The organism is Devosia equisanguinis, from assembly GCF_900631955.1.
In the GTDB taxonomy this organism is placed as follows: Bacteria; Pseudomonadota; Alphaproteobacteria; order Rhizobiales; family Devosiaceae; genus Devosia; species Devosia equisanguinis.
Window position 1 is genome coordinate 14397 of record NZ_UZWD01000033.1, and the last position, 17528, is coordinate 31924.

At 62.2% G+C, this 17528-nt stretch carries 23 protein-coding genes; 7 read left to right on the forward strand and 16 right to left on the reverse strand.

From position 1 onward, the window contains the following. Nucleotides 1-57 precede the first annotated feature (57 nt). The 3 genes from DEVEQU_RS12930 (at nucleotide 58) to DEVEQU_RS12940 (ending at nucleotide 1089) form a co-directional block, all read left to right on the forward strand. On the forward strand, nucleotides 58-216 hold the full coding sequence (locus DEVEQU_RS12930) for a DUF3309 family protein (protein ID WP_126151012.1): 159 nt from the start codon (nucleotides 58-60) through the stop codon (nucleotides 214-216). A gap of 79 nt (nucleotides 217-295) precedes the next feature. Further along, nucleotides 296-655, forward strand: coding sequence for a DUF883 family protein (locus DEVEQU_RS12935; RefSeq protein ID WP_126151013.1), 360 nt, complete (start codon nucleotides 296-298; stop codon nucleotides 653-655). Between the two features lie 2 nt (nucleotides 656-657). Further along, nucleotides 658-1089, forward strand: coding sequence for a hypothetical protein (locus tag DEVEQU_RS12940; RefSeq protein ID WP_126151014.1), 432 nt, complete (start codon nucleotides 658-660; stop codon nucleotides 1087-1089). Between the two features lie 25 nt (nucleotides 1090-1114). On the opposite strand, the gene DEVEQU_RS12945 is transcribed toward DEVEQU_RS12940, so the two are convergent. The 4 genes from DEVEQU_RS12945 to DEVEQU_RS12960 form a co-directional block, all read right to left on the reverse strand. Then, nucleotides 1115-2629, reverse strand: a complete 1515-nt coding sequence (locus tag DEVEQU_RS12945; protein WP_126151015.1) for an HWE histidine kinase domain-containing protein — start codon at nucleotides 2627-2629, stop codon at nucleotides 1115-1117. An 84-nt stretch (nucleotides 2630-2713) separates the two neighbouring features. After that, a complete protein-coding gene (locus DEVEQU_RS12950) occupies nucleotides 2714-3634 on the reverse strand; it encodes a diacylglycerol/lipid kinase family protein (protein WP_206437847.1) in 921 nt (306 codons plus the stop codon). A gap of 4 nt (nucleotides 3635-3638) precedes the next feature. Then, nucleotides 3639-5015, reverse strand: coding sequence for a sensor histidine kinase (locus tag DEVEQU_RS12955; RefSeq protein WP_164550390.1), 1377 nt, complete (start codon nucleotides 5013-5015; stop codon nucleotides 3639-3641). 116 nt (nucleotides 5016-5131) lie between these two features. Next, nucleotides 5132-5824 (reverse strand): Crp/Fnr family transcriptional regulator, encoded by a 693-nt coding sequence (locus DEVEQU_RS12960; protein WP_126151017.1) that lies wholly within the window; start codon nucleotides 5822-5824, stop codon nucleotides 5132-5134. 191 nt (nucleotides 5825-6015) lie between these two features. On the opposite strand from DEVEQU_RS12960, the gene DEVEQU_RS12965 reads away from it, so the two are divergent. Then, a complete protein-coding gene (locus DEVEQU_RS12965) occupies nucleotides 6016-6390 on the forward strand; it encodes a response regulator (RefSeq protein WP_164550391.1) in 375 nt (124 codons plus the stop codon). A 41-nt stretch (nucleotides 6391-6431) separates the two neighbouring features. On the opposite strand, the gene DEVEQU_RS12970 is transcribed toward DEVEQU_RS12965, so the two are convergent. Continuing rightward, the gene (locus DEVEQU_RS12970; RefSeq protein ID WP_126151019.1) at nucleotides 6432-6986 is read right to left on the reverse strand and encodes an RNA polymerase sigma factor; all 555 of its coding nucleotides are present in this window, start codon (nucleotides 6984-6986) and stop codon (nucleotides 6432-6434) included. Between the two features lie 6 nt (nucleotides 6987-6992). Continuing rightward, the gene (locus DEVEQU_RS12975; RefSeq protein WP_126151020.1) at nucleotides 6993-7217 is read right to left on the reverse strand and encodes a NepR family anti-sigma factor; all 225 of its coding nucleotides are present in this window, start codon (nucleotides 7215-7217) and stop codon (nucleotides 6993-6995) included. 153 nt (nucleotides 7218-7370) lie between these two features. Here DEVEQU_RS12975 and DEVEQU_RS12980 point away from each other — a divergent pair, with 153 nt between their 5' ends. Then, nucleotides 7371-8165 carry a response regulator gene (locus DEVEQU_RS12980; RefSeq protein ID WP_126151021.1) on the forward strand — a complete coding sequence of 265 codons (795 nt, stop codon included), beginning with the start codon at nucleotides 7371-7373 and terminating at the stop codon, nucleotides 8163-8165. A 104-nt stretch (nucleotides 8166-8269) separates the two neighbouring features. Here the strand turns inward: DEVEQU_RS12980 and DEVEQU_RS12985 are convergent, their stop codons facing one another. The 6 genes from DEVEQU_RS12985 to DEVEQU_RS13010 all read right to left on the reverse strand — a co-directional run bounded on the left by DEVEQU_RS12985 (nucleotide 8270) and on the right by DEVEQU_RS13010 (nucleotide 12971). Then, nucleotides 8270-9409, reverse strand: a complete 1140-nt coding sequence (locus DEVEQU_RS12985; protein ID WP_126151022.1) for a succinylglutamate desuccinylase/aspartoacylase family protein — start codon at nucleotides 9407-9409, stop codon at nucleotides 8270-8272. A 10-nt stretch (nucleotides 9410-9419) separates the two neighbouring features. Further along, nucleotides 9420-9707 carry an MTH1187 family thiamine-binding protein gene (locus DEVEQU_RS12990; protein WP_126151023.1) on the reverse strand — a complete coding sequence of 96 codons (288 nt, stop codon included), beginning with the start codon at nucleotides 9705-9707 and terminating at the stop codon, nucleotides 9420-9422. A 25-nt stretch (nucleotides 9708-9732) separates the two neighbouring features. Then, on the reverse strand, nucleotides 9733-10467 hold the full coding sequence (locus tag DEVEQU_RS12995; protein WP_126151024.1) for an ABC transporter permease: 735 nt from the start codon (nucleotides 10465-10467) through the stop codon (nucleotides 9733-9735). Then, complete coding sequence (locus DEVEQU_RS13000; RefSeq protein WP_126151025.1) at nucleotides 10467-11279, reverse strand: ABC transporter permease subunit; 813 nt, start codon at nucleotides 11277-11279, stop codon at nucleotides 10467-10469. The genes DEVEQU_RS12995 and DEVEQU_RS13000 overlap by 1 nt, the downstream gene beginning before the upstream one ends. A 77-nt stretch (nucleotides 11280-11356) precedes the next feature. Further along, nucleotides 11357-12109, reverse strand: coding sequence for a transporter substrate-binding domain-containing protein (locus tag DEVEQU_RS13005; RefSeq protein WP_126151026.1), 753 nt, complete (start codon nucleotides 12107-12109; stop codon nucleotides 11357-11359). Nucleotides 12110-12173: 64 nt separating this feature from the next. Next, a complete protein-coding gene (locus DEVEQU_RS13010; protein ID WP_126151027.1) occupies nucleotides 12174-12971 on the reverse strand; it encodes an ABC transporter ATP-binding protein in 798 nt (265 codons plus the stop codon). Between the two features lie 159 nt (nucleotides 12972-13130). On the opposite strand from DEVEQU_RS13010, the gene DEVEQU_RS13015 reads away from it, so the two are divergent. Beyond that, on the forward strand, nucleotides 13131-13922 hold the full coding sequence (locus tag DEVEQU_RS13015; RefSeq protein WP_126151028.1) for a YdcF family protein: 792 nt from the start codon (nucleotides 13131-13133) through the stop codon (nucleotides 13920-13922). Between the two features lie 70 nt (nucleotides 13923-13992). Here DEVEQU_RS13015 and DEVEQU_RS13020 read toward each other — a convergent pair whose 3' ends face one another. From DEVEQU_RS13020 to DEVEQU_RS13030, 3 genes are all read right to left on the reverse strand, one after another. Continuing rightward, nucleotides 13993-14157: a DUF1328 domain-containing protein gene (locus DEVEQU_RS13020; RefSeq protein WP_046142315.1), complete on the reverse strand. Its 165-nt coding sequence runs from the start codon at nucleotides 14155-14157 to the stop codon at nucleotides 13993-13995. Nucleotides 14158-14558: 401 nt separating this feature from the next. Then, nucleotides 14559-15776: a mannonate dehydratase gene (gene uxuA / locus DEVEQU_RS13025; protein WP_126151029.1), complete on the reverse strand. Its 1218-nt coding sequence runs from the start codon at nucleotides 15774-15776 to the stop codon at nucleotides 14559-14561. Nucleotides 15777-15863: 87 nt separating this feature from the next. Beyond that, the gene (locus DEVEQU_RS13030) at nucleotides 15864-16481 is read right to left on the reverse strand and encodes a trimeric intracellular cation channel family protein (protein ID WP_329601472.1); all 618 of its coding nucleotides are present in this window, start codon (nucleotides 16479-16481) and stop codon (nucleotides 15864-15866) included. Between the two features lie 90 nt (nucleotides 16482-16571). On the opposite strand from DEVEQU_RS13030, the gene DEVEQU_RS13035 reads away from it, so the two are divergent. Next, nucleotides 16572-17192, forward strand: coding sequence for a hypothetical protein (locus tag DEVEQU_RS13035; RefSeq protein ID WP_126151031.1), 621 nt, complete (start codon nucleotides 16572-16574; stop codon nucleotides 17190-17192). Here DEVEQU_RS13035 and DEVEQU_RS13040 read toward each other — a convergent pair. After that, complete coding sequence (locus tag DEVEQU_RS13040; RefSeq protein WP_126151032.1) at nucleotides 17189-17524, reverse strand: cupin domain-containing protein; 336 nt, start codon at nucleotides 17522-17524, stop codon at nucleotides 17189-17191. The two genes, DEVEQU_RS13035 and DEVEQU_RS13040, sit on opposite strands and share 4 nt — an antisense overlap. Nucleotides 17525-17528: the final 4 nt, after the last annotated feature.

A 17528-nucleotide genomic window follows, 5' to 3' on the forward strand; every position in this document is an offset into this window, starting at 1 on the left:
TACAGCCGGGTCGCTCGACGCGGATAGGGCGCGCCATTGTTTCTGTTGGAGGGTTTCATGACACTTGGCACCATTCTCATCATTATCTTGATCCTGCTGCTGATCGGCGCATTGCCCAATTGGGGTTACTCGCGCGGCTTCGGCTATTTCCCGTCCGGCATTCTCGGCGTGGTCCTGGTGATCGTGCTGATCCTGGTTCTGATGGGGCGCGTCTAGCGCCCCCTCCCCTGCGGGGCGGATGGAACTGACAGCGCCTTGCGGCGTTCAATCCACACAAGCACAATAGGAGCGTCAAATGGCAACCACGACTGATATGGCCCCCACGCGCCGCAAGTCCAGCAGCGGCTCGCGCAATTCTTCCAAGACCCGCGAGCAGGAACTGGAAGACCAGATCTCGCAGCTGCAGGCCGATCTCAAATCGATCACCGAAACCCTCGGCAAGCTCACCAACGAGAAGGCCGGCGAAGTCAAGGATATCGCCAAGACCGAGATCGCTGCACTCAAGCGCCGTGGCCAGACCATGATCGATGATGCGCAGGATCAGGCCGGCGAAATCGAAAAGCAGCTCAAGGATACCATCCGCGAAAAGCCGCTGACCGCCGTAGCCAGCGCGTTGGGCATTGGCTTCGTTCTGGCGCTCCTGACCCGGCACTGAAAATGAATTTTCTATTGCCGCTCGCCAGCCTGCTTGGCATCGAGGTCGAAGCGGTCGCCGATCGTGCAAAGTCGATGGTGCTGATCTGCAGCGCCATCGCTTTGCTGCTTCTGGTGGGCGTCGCCTTCCTGATCGCGGCAGGCTATATGCTGCTGGCGCAGTCAGTCGGCCCCATCATCGCCGCGCTGATCTTTGCGGGTAGCTTCTTCGTTCTCGGTCTTGCCGTTTATCTCGGCGCGCAGATCGGCGAAGGTCGCCGGCGTCGCGTGGCTGCTGAACGCCGCAAATCCAGTGAAACCGGCGCGCTGCTGACCAGCGCGGCACTGACCGCCCTGCCGGCCGTGCTTCGGGCCCCCGGCATTCTGCGTCTCGGTGTACCGGCGGCCGCTATTGCCGCCTTTCTGCTGTTGCGCAACAAGGACGGCGATTCCTGATCGAAATCTTTTTCCTGTCGCTGGCTCAGGCCGGCGGCAGGGGTAACCAGATTTCAGCGCTCACGCCGTCGGCGCCAAAAACCAGCTCGACATTGCTGTCCAGAACCTTGGCCAGGCCACGCTTGACCAGCTTGACGCCCAGCCCCAGCTCTTTCGGCTCCGAAACCACGGGGCCGCCGCTCTCCACCCAATGCATGCGCAGGCCGCGAATCGGGCTGTCTTCGATCTCCCAGGCAAGGTCCACCCTGCCCTCGTCGCCGGACCAGGCGCCAAAACGATGTGCATTGGTGGTGAGTTCGTGCAGGATGAGCCCCAGGCCCAGCGCATGATCTGGCGGCAGCGCCACGTCTTTCCCGCCGGCACTGAGACGCGGCGTTTCCACCGCGAAATCCCGGCCAAGCTCTGCTGCTACCACTTCATGTAATTGCACGCCCGACCAATCGCGATCGGCCAGGAGCAGATGGGCATCTGAGATGGTCCGCAACCGGCCGCTGAAGGCTTCAAGGAATTGTTGGGGGTCAGGATTTTGCCGCAGCGTCTGGCGCGCCACCGACTGGATCATCGCCAGCGTATTCTTGACCCGGTGATTGAGTTCGCGCAGCAGCAACTTGGTGTGCTCGGCATTCTGCTTGCTGTCGGAAATGTCGATGCAGACGCCCATCATCACCATGGCCCGTCCCGCGCCATCGCGCTGATAGACCCGACCACGCATCGACAGCCAGGTGCCGCTGGCCAGCGCCCGCACTTCGGCCTCGAAATCGACGCCGGTCTTGAGCGAGTTGATGATCTTGGAGGTCAGCGCCTTGCGCTCCGCGGGGGCAACGGCCGCCGCAACATCCTCCACCCGCACCGCGCCGCCATCAGCAAGCCCCAGCACGCGGCGGAACGTGTCATTGCAGGTGATCTCGCCCGCAGGAATGTCCCAGACCCAGCTGCCGACCTTGCCGGCCTCGAGCGTCAGGGCATGGCGCCACTCCTCGCGCATCAGCGCCGCGGCGGTGCGCGCGCGCACCCGAGCCTCGTCCTTGAGCACCAGCATGCTGGATGTGGTCTCGGCCAGGTCCTGAAGATGCTGGATCAAGCTCGGATCAACACTGTCCCGCACCTTATCATCGAGCACGCAGACCGTGCCGATGGGCTGGCCCCGCACCATGATCGGCACGCCGCAATAGAAACGCACACCCGGCCAGCCGGTGACGAAGGGATTGTCGCGGAATCGCTCATCGCCGAACATGTCGGTGATGGTCAGGGGTGAACGATCCGGCACAGCGATAGTATGGGCGCAAAATGAGATGTCGGCGCTGGTCTGGGTCAGGCCTTCCACACCGAAGCAGGCGCGATACCACTGCCTGTCTGCATCGACCAGCGACACCTGCGCGAACGGCGCGCCGAACATGGCCGCGGCGAGCCGCGAGATCCGATCGAAATCAATGTCTGGAGGCGTGTCCAAGACATGCAGCTCGTGGAGCACTGCCAGCCGATCTGCGTCGTGAAGGGCCCTGCCGACATCCTCTGGCAGCGTCAATTTGGTCTCACTCACAACACGTCCCGGGCATCCTGCTGTCGGACAGTAATGGCATAGCCTTAATCCACCCCAACGCGGCCACCCCAAAAGCGTTCCACATTATTTTCCGTTATTTTCTGTCTCCGCCGAAGGCAAGATCACCTTGAGCGCTTCATGATGGATTTTGAGGTGAACGCTGGGGTCGAGAGCAATCAGTTCGCCATCGATAACAGCGTGATGGCCCCGGCGACGCTTGGGGAAATGCAGCGTCAATTGCGGCGTCTCCACCTCGCTCACCATGGCATTGTCGCGCCAGCGTCCGGTCAAGACGTCGATGCCGAGATTGAACAATTCATGGGTCGTGACGCTTGAGGCGAGGTAGACGCCCAAAAGTCCGCTGTCGAGACTTTTGGCTACCGGTACAGGGGCGTTATCGAGTGGATTGTTGGACACCGCGATCCCGGAAACCGTCCGCCGCGATGTGGCACCGCCCCCATAGACCTCGACCTCGAACCGCGGCGGATCGACTGCGGCTGCACCGATGGCACGCAGGCTGGCCAGCATCTTGCCCCAGCGGCTGCCATAGACCATATGGCTGCGAATACGCACCAGCCGCGCATGGATGCCGACGCCGAACTGATGCACGAATGGCCGGCCATTGGCAGTGGCGATGTCGATATGGTGGACCTGGCCATGGGCAATGGCATGCAGGGCAGCATCGAGATCGAGCGGCATGCGCAGCGCCCGTGCGAAAAGGTTCATGGTCCCAGCCGGCAATATGCCCAGCGGCACGCCGGTTTCGAAGGCTGTCGCCGCCGCCGACGATATCGTGCCATCGCCTCCCCCCGCCAGCAGCGCGTCAGTGCCGTCCGATGTCGCGGCCCGGCGCAGCGCATCGGCGACGCCGTCACCATCGACCACAACGCAGTCAAGCTCATGCCCGGCATCGGCAAAGATGTCCCGCGCTCGCGCCGTGAAGGCATCGAGATCCATGGTGCGCAAAGTGCCGCCGCCGCGGTTCAACACAGCCTTGACGCGCACCGGTTCACTCCATCGCAGCAGCCACGGTCCGCGCCTGCCCCAGGCCGGGCATCGCGATAACCACACAAAGCCCGCCGCCTGCGACCGGCTGATAATCGGGTGCGCCACCGAACTGGCCGGCCAGTTGCTTGATGACCACCGAACCGAGCCCACCTTCGTCCGGCGGACCGTCTGGCATGCCGACACCATCATCGGACACAGCCAGCATCGCCACGTCATCCGCCCCGGCGAACAGGCGCACGCGAATTGCGCCGCGCCGTCCATCGGGGAAGGCATGCTTGAGGCTATTGGTGACCAGCTCGCTGACCAGAATGCCCAGTGTGGTCGCATCGCGCGAACTCATCAGCACTGGCGCAATATCGCCGCTGAGCGTAATGCGGCCGTCATCGGTCTGAGTGGCGGCTATGTCATCGAGCACCGGCTGCAGAAAATCGCTGGCACAGGCCGTTTCGAGATCATCGGACAGACGCAGGCGCCGATGCGCCGAGGCTACGGCATGCACGCGCAAGCGCGCTGCCTCCAGCGCCTGCCGAACTTCTTCGGAGCGGCTGCGCATCACCTGCAGCGCCAGCAGCGACGAAACGGTCGCCAGCGAATTGCCGATGCGATGATTGGTATCCTGCAGCAGGGCCTCGACCCGCTGGCGCTCATGTTCGGCATGGGCGCGCGCCTCTTCGATATCGCGCGTGCGCTCGGCCACCAGCGCTTCGAGCGCCTCGTTCTGCGTGACAAGTCCAGAGTGACGCTCCGCCAGCGCGCTCACCTGCCTCTGGGTCCGGGTCAAGAGCGCATAGCCCAACACCGCCGCAGCGGCCAGCGCTGCCATCAAAGCCACGACCAGACCATGCCGGTAGCGGTCGATTTCATCATTGCGCTGCACCAGCTTGGCATCTTCATCGGTGATGAAAGCCTCGAGCGTACGGCTGACCTCGGCCATGAGCCGCGCGCCCATGCCGGTTTCGGTCAGCGACAACGCTTCGTCCTCGCGCTGGCTGGTGGCGAGCTCGACGGTCCGCTCCATTTCGGCCAGCTTGCCGCTGAGTTCGCCCAAAATGCCATCGAGCCGAGCCGCTTGCTGGGGATCGTCAGCGGTCAGCGCCAGCAATTGGCTGCGCCGGTCCGCGACTGTCGTCATCGCCTCATCGAACAGCTCGAGGAACTGTCGATTCTGCGTCAGCAGGTAGCCGCGTTGGCTCGATTCCGCCTGGCTGAGCGCGTGGGTCAATTCCCGCGCCGAATTGCGCACCGCATAGGTCTGCGTGACGTCGGCAATCTGGCGATCAATACCGCGCAGCAGCGCAAGGGCAAACAGCGCCGTGACGCAAACCAGCCCCAGCGACAACCAGATGGTCAATCGCCGGACGGTCAGACGTCTCCACATTGGCTGCGCCATGATCGCACCGTTCTCCGCCAAGGCACGAATCGTTCCGAACTCCCTGTTCCGCACATCCCGGCAGGCCAACCATGCCGCAGCGCGATGGCAGTAATACGGCCAAGCTAGATCAACGGCCGCCGCCGCTCGCCGGCACCTTCCCAGCCCGCAATCTCTCTCAACCCGGCGACATCGATCACTTCGCAGCTGCGATCATGCCAGCGGATAAGCTTCATATTGCCCAGCCGCCGCAGCGTCTTGTTGGTATGGACAATGGACAGACCCAGCGTGTCGGCGACATGCTGCTGACTGAGCGGCAGCGAAGTCGTGCCCTTGCCGCCCATGCCGACATTGGCGGCGCGTTCGCACAGAAATGACAGAAGGTAGGCTGCACGCTCCAGCGCACTGCGACGTCCAAGGCTGAGCAGATGCTCGTCCAGCATCCGCTCCTCGCGCGCTGCAAGCCAGGTGACGTCAAAGCCGAGCCCGGGGTGATTGCGGAACAGTTCATCGAGCCGGTCACGCTGAAACACACACAGCACCAGTGGCGACAGCGCCTCGACTGAATGGTCCATCTCGCCGATCACCGAGCCCTGCAACCCAACCAGATCGCCGGGCAACAGATAGTTCAGGATCTGCCTGCGGCCATCGACCAGCGTCTTGTAGCGAAAGGCCCAACCCGACAGCACCGTATAGAGATGGGCACTGTGCGCCCCCTCCATCAGGATCGAGGAACCGGTCTCGGCAACCAGCTCACCAGACTTGAAGGATGAAACAAACTTCAATTCCTCGGATGTGAAAGGACGAAAACTCGGCATGGCGCGCAGAGGGCATTGTTCACAGGGAACACGCCGGCCCGCTATGGGAAGATCGAGACTCAAAACGAGGTCCTGGGGCTTGAGGATATGCTACCAACGCAGCACATCCCTGCGCGTTCCACATGTCAAAGTTAAATGACAATTCCCCCACTTGAGCCCACCTAGTGGCGCTCATGATGGGAGATCCCGATTTGTCCGAAGGCCGCAGTGCATTGATCGTCGAGGGTGAATACCTCGTCGGCCTGCATATCCAGACCATTCTCGAAGCCTATGGATTTACTGACGCCACCATCGTGCCCGGCATCCGCGAAGCCAAGGCGCTGTTGCGTGGCGAGACCGCGTTCGACCTGGCCGTCGTGGAAATCGCGCTCGACCGGCCTGACACCATCGACTTTGCGCGCGCCCTGCGCGACGCCAAGACGCCGCTCATCGGCACCACCACGGATTTGCGCGCGCATTCCGGCATTGCCGGTCTCGATTCCGTGCCCATTCTCCCCAAACCCATTCCGGAAGAAAGCCTGGCTGACGCGGTCAGCGCAATGTTCTTGCCACCCGATACTCCATAGACAATCGGCCCAGCCATTATGGCCGGGCCGATCAGCAGGGATCAGAACGAGTGGTTGCCCGATGTCACCTGGGCTGACACGGCATCGGGGCCATAGTCGGATTCGCCCGAGATCTTCAGCATCTCCGCCAGGCGCGAGCGGGCACGGCTGACGCGGCTCTTCATGGTACCGACAGCGCAATCGCAGATTTCGGCGGCTTCTTCGTAGGAGAAGCCGGATGCGCCGATCAGGATCACCGCTTCGCGCTGATCATCGGGCAACTGCGACAGCGCCTTCTTGAAATCTTCCAGATCCATGGAGCCGTATTGCGACGGATGCACCGACAGGCGTTCGGTGAAAACCCCATCGGAATCCTGCACTTCGCGACCGCGCTTGCGCATCTGGCTATAGAATTCGTTACGCAGGATGGTGAAGAGCCAAGCCTTGATATTGGTGCCCATCTCGAAGCTGGACTGCTTGGCCCAGGCTTTCATGACCGTATCCTGAACGAGGTCATCGGCCTTGTCGTGCTTGCCGGTCAGCGACACCGCAAAGGCACGCAGGCTGGGCAAGGTCGCCAGCATTTCGCGTTTGAAGGAGGGAGTTTCGGCGCTCATACCGGCTTACTCTCCGTCCTGATGTTTGCCCGTCTTGGACTTCTGCGCCTGCTCGGCACTGTCCAGACGCTCAAGCAGGTCGAGCAGGTCGTCCGGAACCCCCTCGTCCTGAACGGCGCCGTAAAGCGCGCGCAGCCGCGACCCGATATCGGAATGCGGCCCGAGCCCGTCCTCATCCCGCCCCGCCTGCGACTGCACACGTTGCTGAAGCGCACTATTGTCTTTTGTCATACCTGCAATGACCGATCAGTCCGTTGAATGCCCATTGGATGAAGAAATGCGGGAGCTCAAAAAAAGTTCCGACCCTTTCGGAACTTTTATCGCAGCTCTCCGTTTTACGGTCTCGTGAATCACGATCACAAAGCGTCATTGGGAGTTTCGTCTATGTCTTTGTCCATGCGGATCGCTCCGCATCTGCCTTATCTGCGGCGTTTTTCTCGGGCAGTCACCGGATCGCAGACATCGGGAGACGCTTATGTCGCCGCGACGCTCGAAGCCCTGATCGCCGATATTTCCCTGTTCCCGGAAGCCTCTTCCGACCGTATTGCCCTTTATCGACTTTTCTCCACTCTCTTTTCCTCCTCTGCCGTTCGCGTTCCCGAACCGACCTCCAGTTTCGCCTGGGAGCAGCGCGCCGCCAACAATCTCTCAAATCTCGCGCCCCGCACGCGTCAGGCCTTCCTGCTTGTCGCCGTCGAAGGCTTCAGCCACTCCCAGGCCGCCGAAGTGCTCGGCGTGTCGGAATCCGAATTCGGCCAGCTGCTCTCCGAAGCCTCGACCGAAATTTCGCGCCAGGTGGCGACCGAAATCATGATCATCGAGGACGAGCCGCTGATCGCCATGGATATCGAGCAGATGGTGGAAAGCCTCGGCCATACCGTGGTCAGCATCGCCCGCACCCATAAGGAAGCGGTGAACCTGTTCAACCAGACCAGCCCGCGCATGATCCTTGCCGATATCCAGCTCGCCGATGGCAGCTCGGGCATCGATGCAGTCAACGATATTCTCAACACTCACTCGGTGCCGGTGATCTTCATCACCGCCTTCCCCGAGCGGCTGCTGACCGGCGAACGTCCCGAGCCAACCTTCCTCGTGACCAAGCCGTTCAACCCCGAAATGGTCAAGGCTCTGATCAGCCAGGCCCTGTTCTTCGACGAAGGCTCGCGCAACGCCGCCTAAGTCACCCGCCGTCCCCCGCGCCGACCGTCAAACCCGCTCCCAGGCAGAATGACGGTCGGCGTACTCTTTGCGCTTTTGTTGGCGATGGGACGGCCAGAAAAATCTCAGTCTTCCAGCAGATAGCCGCCGGCGCGAGCCGGCAAGATTGTCGTGCCGACAATCTTGGCGATGGATGCGCCGCCCACGACATATTTGGCGCTGGCGCGGGACAGAATGATGCCATCCGTGCCGGATCGGATCGGCTGGCGGGCCATGAAAGCTTCGGGGCCATCCATGGCGATCAACTCCGCCACCACCTGACCCGCCCTCACGCTTTCGCCCAATTCCACCTGATAGGCGAGTAGCCCGGCGCTGGGCGCGCGCAGAATTTCTGTGGCCTCGAAAGGGGTCGGCGACGGCGCTGGCTTTGCAGGCGCAACGGCGGCGTCGATCAGCCCGCGCCCGGCAAAGAAATCGAACAGCCCATTGGCATCCTCGATCCCTAGCGCATCGCTGACATCGGCCTGCCCCCGATATTCCAGCGTCGCCGTCTCGGCAGCCATGGGAATGGGCACACCGGGATTGGCGGCCTGCGCCTTGCGATAGAGCGCGGGCAATACCTCGTCGAACGAACCGCCGCCGCTATCCTCGGCAGTCAGGGTCGCGGCGACGCCCATGCGATCCGCCAGATCCTGCAGCCCTGGCATCAGCTCGGGCGAGGTGAAAATGTGCTTGAGGCTGAGATCGTCGCAATGCAGGTCGAGCACGATATCGGCGTCATGCGCCGACGCCAGCACCTTGAGCCGCAGCGTCTGGTTGGCGGTGACCGGCCGCTGTTCGGCGAGCCACTCGCCCACGGCAGCGCGCAGCAGGGCGACATTGGCAGACGCATCCTGGGTAAAGCGCCCCTCCACCGCCTTGGCGACCAGCGGATAAAGGTCGGGCCAGCGGCGGTTGAAATTGACGCCGGTTTCGAGATCATAGCGCCCAATATGGCGGCGCAATACGCGCGTCGCCAGGCCCAGCGGATTGACCGAGGGGAAGATCACAAAGCGCGCCTTGAGCCTGCCCTGCGCATCGGCATCGCGCAGGCGCGGCAAGAGATGATGCAGCGCCATGGTGCCCGGCTGCTCGTCGGCATGCAGCGCCGCCTGCAAATGCACCTTGGTCGGAGCATTCTCGGGACCGGCGCTATACCAATAGAGCGCCGTTGTCTGGCCGGGGCTATCGCCGGCAAGGGTGATGGCGTGTTGCTGGAAACTCATCGCGCTATACTCACGCTAGGCTGGCCAGTTTGTCGGCCATGGTCTGGGGCTTATCGCTGCGGGTGGAGAAATGCATGGTGCAGAACACCCGCTCCACCCCCATTTGCTGCAACTTCTCGCAACAGGCTTCGACCACGGCCGAAACCGCCGCCATCTCACCCTCGATATTGGTACCATTGGCATGCATGTGGTGACTGAGGCCCGAGCCCTCGATGATCTCGCGCACTTCCCTGATATAGCGCGACACCGATGGCCCGACGCCCATCGGAACCACGCAGAGATCGGCGACAATGAACATTGCTTGTGCTCCCGGAAGAAGGCGGTCAGCGCAACCAGCGCGGCATGAAACGCATGCGCGGCGGCTGCGGCAGATGCCGCATGAGATGGGAATAGATGCGCCCGAAGATGAAGAAGATCACCAGCGATACGGCGAGGAAATACAGCGCCGCCACCGAAAAATGCAGGAAGGCATTGAAGTCGCGCTCGAACAGGTCCTTGGCCGTGATCATCAGGTCCTTCTGCGCCCCCACCACCGGCAGGGCGAAATAGACGATGGCGGTGGCGTGGAACAGGAACACCACTTCATTGGTATAGGCCGGCCAGGCCAGCCGGATGAGATTGGGCCAGATGACGCGGCGGAACTGCTGGCTGCGGCTCATGCCATAGGCGCGCGCTGCCTCCACCGCACCGCGCGGTACGGCGCGCAGTGCTCCATAGAAAATCTCCGCGGTATAGGCCGCCGTGTTTAGCACCAGCACCAGCGGCCCCATGAACAGCGGATGCAGCACGAAGCCCGATATCCCCAGCGGCCGCCAGACGCTCATATTCAGCGACAGCGCCAGGGAATAGAACATGAAGAACTGGATGAAGAGCGGCGACCCGCGAAAGGCATAAATATAGCCGCGCGACAGCCGGTTGATCAGCGGATTGCTCGACCCCTTGCCGAGCGCCAGGAAGATGGCCATGGCAAAGCCGATGGGGATCGAGGCCGCAGCGAAGTAGATGTTGAACAGCACCGCCGGCGCCATCACGGCGAGATCGTCGAAAAATCCCTGCATCAGCCGCGCGCCTCGCTGAGAATGCCGCGGCCGGTTCGTCGCATGAGCGCGTCGAAAGCCCGCTCCGACAGCCAGGTGACGAGAATGTAGAAGACGAAGAGCACGAGATAATAGCGCCAGCGCCAATCGTCATGCACCAGCCCCACGGCGGGCAGGAAATTGGGCGCGCCAAGCCGGTCGGCCCAGAGCACGATATCGGCGATCTGCAGCAGCGACAAAAGCGAAGTCGCCTTGACGATCAGCATCCACACATTGGAGAGGCCCGGCAGCGCATAGACCCACATCTGGCGGATATGAATGCGCCACAATACCTGGCGCGCGCTCATCCCATAGGCGCGTGCGGCTTCGAGCTGCCCGGCGGGCACCGAGCGCATGGCGCCGTGGATGACATTGGTGGCAAAGGCGCCATAGACCAGGCCAAGCGACACGCTGGCCAGCATCAGATATTCGCTGGTGCCGAGAAACCAGTTGGCCTCCCGACAGGGCGGCCAGGGCGCTGTCTGGGCGGCAATGGTTTCGGGCGTACACACCTGGGTCGCCACGATCCATTCCACCGCCTGCTCGAAGGCCAGGGGAAAGAACAGGAAGAACAGCACATCGGGCACGCCGCGCACGATGGCCGAATAAAAGCTGCCGATCATCCGGAGCGGCAGGTGGCGCGAACTTTTCAGGGTGGCGCCAATCAGCCCGAAGATCACCGCCAGCGTCCCGCCCATCAAGGCAGCGAAAATGGTGAACTGAAAACTGGCGTACCAGGTCAGGTGCTTGCCGTTTGTCAGGTAGCTGACCCAGAAGGCGATGTCGTCGAGCATGCTGTCTCGTATTTTGAGGCTATGCCCCCTCCCCGCTAGCGGAGAGAGGGCAATAGAGCCGCTGGGACTGGTGCCGATTATTCGGCGAAGTACGGGCCCTTGCCGTCAAACCACTTGGCGATCAGGGTGTCGACGGTGCCGTCGGCCTTGAGCGCGGTCAGCGCGTCGTCGATCTTGGTCTTGAGCTCGGCATCGTCCTTGCGCAGGCCGGCGCCGACGCCGCCACCGATCAGGATATCCTCGCCCACGAATTCGATGGCGCCATTGGAGGCGGCAACCACCGGCTCGAGATAGGCACCATCGGCCAGGATGGTGTCGACATTGCCGGCCATCAGGTCAGCCATGTTCTGGTCGGCGGTGGTGAAGCTGACCACCGTATTGCCGCTGGCCAGGTTGGCTTCGGCATAGGCGGCCTGGATGGTGCCACCCTGCACGCCGATACGGGCGCCGGAAAGATTGGCGAAATCCAGGGTCGAGCCGGGGGCGGCGACGAACTTGGACGGATCGGGCGGGAAATAATTCTGGGTGAAATCGATGGTGGCGAGGCGTTCCTCGGTGATCGACATGCCGGCCATGATCAGGTCGTAATTGCCGGCCAGCAGGTTCGGGATGATCGAATCCCAATCATTGATGATCCACTCGCAGCTCAGCGCCGCCTTTTCGCAGATGGCATTGCCGAGGTCGATTTCAAAACCGGCCGGCGCGCCGCTATTGTCGAGGAAGTTCCACGGCGCATAGGCGCCTTCGGTGGCGATGCGCACGGTTTCCTGCGCCATTGCCGGCGTTCCCAGCGCGAGTGCCGCAACGGCGGCGAGGACAAGTTTCTTCATAGGTTTTCTCCGTGCTGACTGGTTCGTTTGGTGCCCGGCTGTCCGGGTCTGGTTTCGCCTGCCGTCATTCGTGGTTGGCGGCATTGAGAAATTGCTTGAGGCGGGCCGAGCGGGTGGCGCCGAACACTTCGTCCGGCGTGCCCTCTTCCTCGATCAGCCCGAGATGGAGGAAGATGACGCGATCGGAAACGGTGCGCGCAAAGTCCATGTCATGGGTCACCAGGACCATGGTGCGGCCCTCGTCGGCGAGCAGCTTGATCACCCGCAGCACCTCGACTTCGAGCTCCGGATCGAGCGCGGAAGTGGGTTCGTCGAACAGCATGACGCGCGGGTTGATGCAGAGCGCCCGGGCGATGGCGGCGCGCTGCTGCTGGCCGCCGGACAATTGCGCGGGATAAGCATCGGCCTTGGCGCCGATCCCCACCTTGTCGAGCATGGCGCGCGCTTCCGCCTCGACTTCGGCGCGGTCACGCTTCTGCACGACCAGCGGGGCTTCCATGACGTTCTCAAGCACCGTCATATGCGCCCAGAGATTGAACGACTGGAACACCATGCCCAGTTCGGAGCGGATGCGGCGGATCTGGCCTTCGTCGGCGATCTGGCGGTGCTGGCCCTCACCCTTGAGGCTGATCGCCTCGCCATCGATCAGCACATCGCCGCTATCGGGGATTTCCAGCATGTTGATGCAGCGCAGCAGGGTCGATTTCCCCGACCCAGAGGACCCGATCAGCGACACCACCTGCCCTTCGCGCGCCGTGAACGATATGCCCTTGAGCACCTCCAGGGTACCGAACGACTTATGCAGATCGCGCAGTTCGACGACTGGCATCGCCCCCGCCACAGCGGGTTCAGCTTGCTTCATGCTCACCTGGCCCGGGACGCGGGCGCCTTCCTGACTGGCGATTGCCTAATTGCTAGGCTGGCAATCTTGACCGTTTGGTAGAAAAGCAGATGCTGGCCAGAGTGCAAGCGTCAAATCACCCGGCGTCGATCACGCCACCATTTTAGACATGGAATTCCAGTGTTTTTTGTTCTGTCGAAGGTTTTCTGGCTGCTGGCGCAGCCGCTGAGCATTGTTCTCGTGCTGTTGGCCTGCGCCATCGTCCTGCTCTTTGTCGGCCGCCGCAAGCTCGCGATCGCCCTGCTCGTTCCGACGGCGCTGGTGCACACGCTCACCAGCTTTACCAGCTTCGGCTATGTGATCATCCAGCCGCTCGAAGCCAGGTTTTCGGTGCCGGAAACCATGCCAGAAAATGTCGCCACCATCATCGTCCTGGGTGGCGCCACACTTGCCCGCCCCAGCACAGCCCGACAGACAAGTGAACTCAATGAGGCCGGGGACCGGCTGACCACCGCGCTATGGCTTGCCCGGTTCTATCCCGAGGCGAGCCTGGTGCTGAGCGGCGGCGCCGGTCTGCTCGATGACACCACCGAGGCCGAAGCCACCACCATGCAGCGCTTCTTCATCCAGCAGGGCATCGCCCCGGAACGGCTGGTGCTGGAGGAAGCGTCCCGCAATACTGATGAGAACAGTGCCTTCACCCGCGACTATCTCGCCACCGTCGATGGCCCGGCCATTCTCGTCACCTCGGCCTTCCACATGCCGCGCTCAATGGGTCTATTCCGCAAGCAGGGGCTCGATCTCATCGCCTGGCCGACTGATTATCGCAGTTCCGGGCGTGAAGGCTTCGGCTTCGACATTGCCAACCCGGTCAACAATCTCAGCGTCACCACCGTGGCGATGAAGGAGTGGATCGGACTTGTTGTCTATCACTGGACCGGACGCACCGCCGACCTGTTGCCGAGCCCATGAAAAAAGGCGGCCACTGGGGCCGCCTAAGTGTCGTCAGGAGGAGGTCGGGAGGGGAAGAGGGTTAGAAAACTCAGGTCCGGCGGAAGAGGCCGATGACCAGAGAAATGACCAGGAAAGCCAGGAACAGGAAGAACAGAATCTGCGCAATTCCTGCCGAGGCGCCCGCAATACCACCGAAGCCAAGAACACCGGCAATAAGCGCGATCACAAGGAAGACCAGAGCATAGTACAGCATGGGAAACTCCATGAATAAACCTGCTCATAAAACGCGCCGCCATTGCCGAAGTTCCAGCCTCCGAAAAATAGCGTCAGTGGTGGAGGTATGCGGTCGTCTGCTTTAGCGCTTGGCGCGAAAGGCGCCGACGTCTCGGGCCTTTTCCGCTACCCTCCCTCAGTGCACGGCACGGGAAGCCCGATTGCATTTGGCCACAAGCTCTCACCCCCCACCCCGGCCCTCCCCGCAGGCCGGGAGGGAGAAGAACCAGTGCTTTGGGCAAAATCTCGCGCCAAACGCGATGCGGCTCCTCCCCCTTGACGGGGGAGGCTGGGTGGGGTGTGCAGCGCGCTCGAACCCAAAGGCAATGCCCCTGCCTCAAGCCGGCGGTCGAGACTGAACCGACCTAACCCCGAGCTGTTTTATCGCCCCAGACCGAAGTCGTGGTGCTCCAGCGCCGTCATCACCCCACGCAATTCGGCGAGGCCCTTCATGCGGCCGATGGTCGGGTAGCCGGGCTGCGAGCGGCGGCCGAGATCATCGAGGATGTCCTGGCCATGGTCGGGCCGCATGGGGATCTGCCAGTCGGCGCGACCCTCGGCCTTCCTGCGGCGCTCCTCGGCAATGACAGCCGCGATGACCGCAACCATGTCGGTATCGCCACCCAGATGCTCCGCCTCGTAGAACGAGCCGGCGATATCGTCGCTGTCGCGTTTGACATTGCGCAGATGCAGGAAGTGAATTTTCGGGCCGAAGCGCTGTACGATCCCCGGCAGGTCGTTGTCCGGCCGCGCACCCAGCGAGCCGGTGCAGAAGGTCATGCCGCTGGCAGGACTGTCGACCGCGTCGAGAATGTACTTGTAGTCCGCCTCGGTGGACATGATGCGCGGCAGGCCCAGCAAAGCGAATGGCGGATCGTCCGGGTGGCAGCAGAGGCGAAGGCCCAGCTCTTCGGCCGTGGGCACCACCTGTTCGAGAAAGTCGATGAAATGGGCCTGCAGCTGTTCGCGGCTGATGGCGCCATATTCGTCGAGATGGGCCTGCACGTCTTCGAGCGTCATCGACTCGGTCGAACCCGGCAGGCCCATGGTCACGTTGCGGGCGAGCTGCTTTTTCTCGTCATCATTCATATCGGCGACGCGCCGCGCCGCTTCGTCGGCAATGGCATTGGTATAGTCGGCCGGCGCACCCGGTCGCTTGAGGATGTGAATGTCGAACGCGGCGAAGTCGTTAATATCGAACCGCATGCAGGAGCCGCCATTGGCCACAGTCCAGCGCAGATCGGTCCGGGTCCAGTCGAGCACTGGCATAAAATTGTAGCAGATGGTCTCGATGCCACTGGCCGCCAGGTTGTGCATCGAGATCTTGTAGTTCTCGATATGCTCGCGCCAATTGCCCTTCTGCTTCTTCATGTCCTCGGTGACGGGCAGGCTTTCAACCACGTCCCAGGTCAGCCCGGACGGCGAGCCATCCTTGCGGGTCTGGATGTCCTGGTGCCGCCTGGCGATTTCCTCCGCCGTCCACACCACACCATTGGGCACGTGATGCAAGGCACTCACGACTCCAGCCGCACCCGCCTGGGTGATGTCATCGATGCTGGTCAGGTCCTTGGGGCCAAACCACCGCCACGTCTGTCGCACCTGGAAACTCCATTCTTGTATGGAAGTTCAATGCCACAATCGGCGCTGCGTCGGAAGCCTCATTGATGCCGCACACGGCTCATGCGCTCACTTGCGCATGTCGCGGTCATAGACGAATTTCGGCATTTCCCATTTGAAGGCGATGGCGAGGGTACGCAGGGTAAAGCCGAGGATGATCGAGCCGATGACCATGAGATCGATGGGCACGCCGGCTCCGAGCCCGGCGAAATAGACGATGCCGGTGATCATCGATACGGTGGCGTAAAGCTCGCCCTGGAAGATCAGCGGAATATCATTGCACAGCACGTCGCGCAGGATGCCGCCGGCGGTTCCGGTCACCATGCCGGCGACAATGACGATGATCGGATGCACACCCGCTTCGATGCCGATATTGCAGCCGATGACGGTGAAAACCACGAGGCCCAGCGCATCGAGCAGCAGAAACGGCCATTTGAGCCGATCCACCAGCCGCGCCAGCGGAATGGTGGCCAGCGCCGCGCCGCAGACCAGCAGCAGTACATAGGGGTTCTTGACCCAGACCAGCGGATAGTGATCGAGCAGGATATCGCGCAAGGTGCCTCCGCCCAGGGCGGTGACGCAGGCGATGAGGCAGACGCCGAACCAGTCCATATTGCGGCGCCCGGCGGCCAGGGCTGCGGTCATCGCTTCGGCGGCAATGGCGATGTAGAAGGCAATCAGCAGCATGGTCATTTTCCGTGCGGCGCGAAAATCGGGTTGTGGGCCGCGCGTCCCGATAGCAGCATGTGCCTGTCCTTCCCATTGGAAACAAGCCCCATGCGTCAGCCCGCCAGTGTCCGCACGCTCGAAGAATTCGGCCGCGTCCGGCTGAGCGACAGCTTCTTCATGCGCGACTTTCTCTATTCCGAGATCGCCGTGATCAATGGCTTTGCCAACCTGCCCGACGATCCCGACCTTGCCATAGCTGCGGGCACCAAGCTCTGCGAGGACCTGCTGGAGCCACTGCAACAGCATTTCGGCCGGATCTCGATCCGCTCGGCCTATCGTTCCCCGGAGGTCAACGGTTTCGGTAATGCCAATGGGCTCAATTGTGGGAGCAATGAAAAGAACTATGCGGGCCATATCTGGGACCATCGCGACGCCGAGGGTCGCATGGGCGCCACGGCATGCATCGTGGTCAACCGCTTCATTCCCTATTACGAGACGACCGGCGACTGGGAAGCCCTGGCCTGGTGGGTGCATGACCACCTGCCCTATTCGGACATGGAGTTCTTTCCCCGTTATGCCGCGTTCAACCTGCAATGGCGCGAAGACCCGGTGCGGCGCATCTACAGCTTCATCCCGCCCCGCCGCGGCCTACTTACCCGCCCCGGCATGGACAATTGGAGCGGCAAGCATGAGGCGGCCTATGCGGGCATGCTCAATGCGCTTGGCTAAAGAAAATCCGCCCGGTGCGGCGTAAACACATCCACCAGCCGCCCCTTTTCCAGCGCCACGACACCATGCACCAAGCCTGACGGCACGATGAAGCTGCCGCCTTCGCCGACCACTTCCGTCACTCCGTCGATGGTCACCTCGAAACTGCCCTCGGCTACATAACTGACCTGGATATGCGGGTGACTGTGCAGCGCGCCGACGGCGCCCTTTTCGAAGCCGAACTCGACCTGCATCAGTTCCGGGGTATGGATGAGCACACGTCGCGTATTGCCGGGCGCCAGCTCGGTCCATTCGGTTTCGTTGGGCTGGGCGAAGAATTTCTGTTCAGTCATCAGT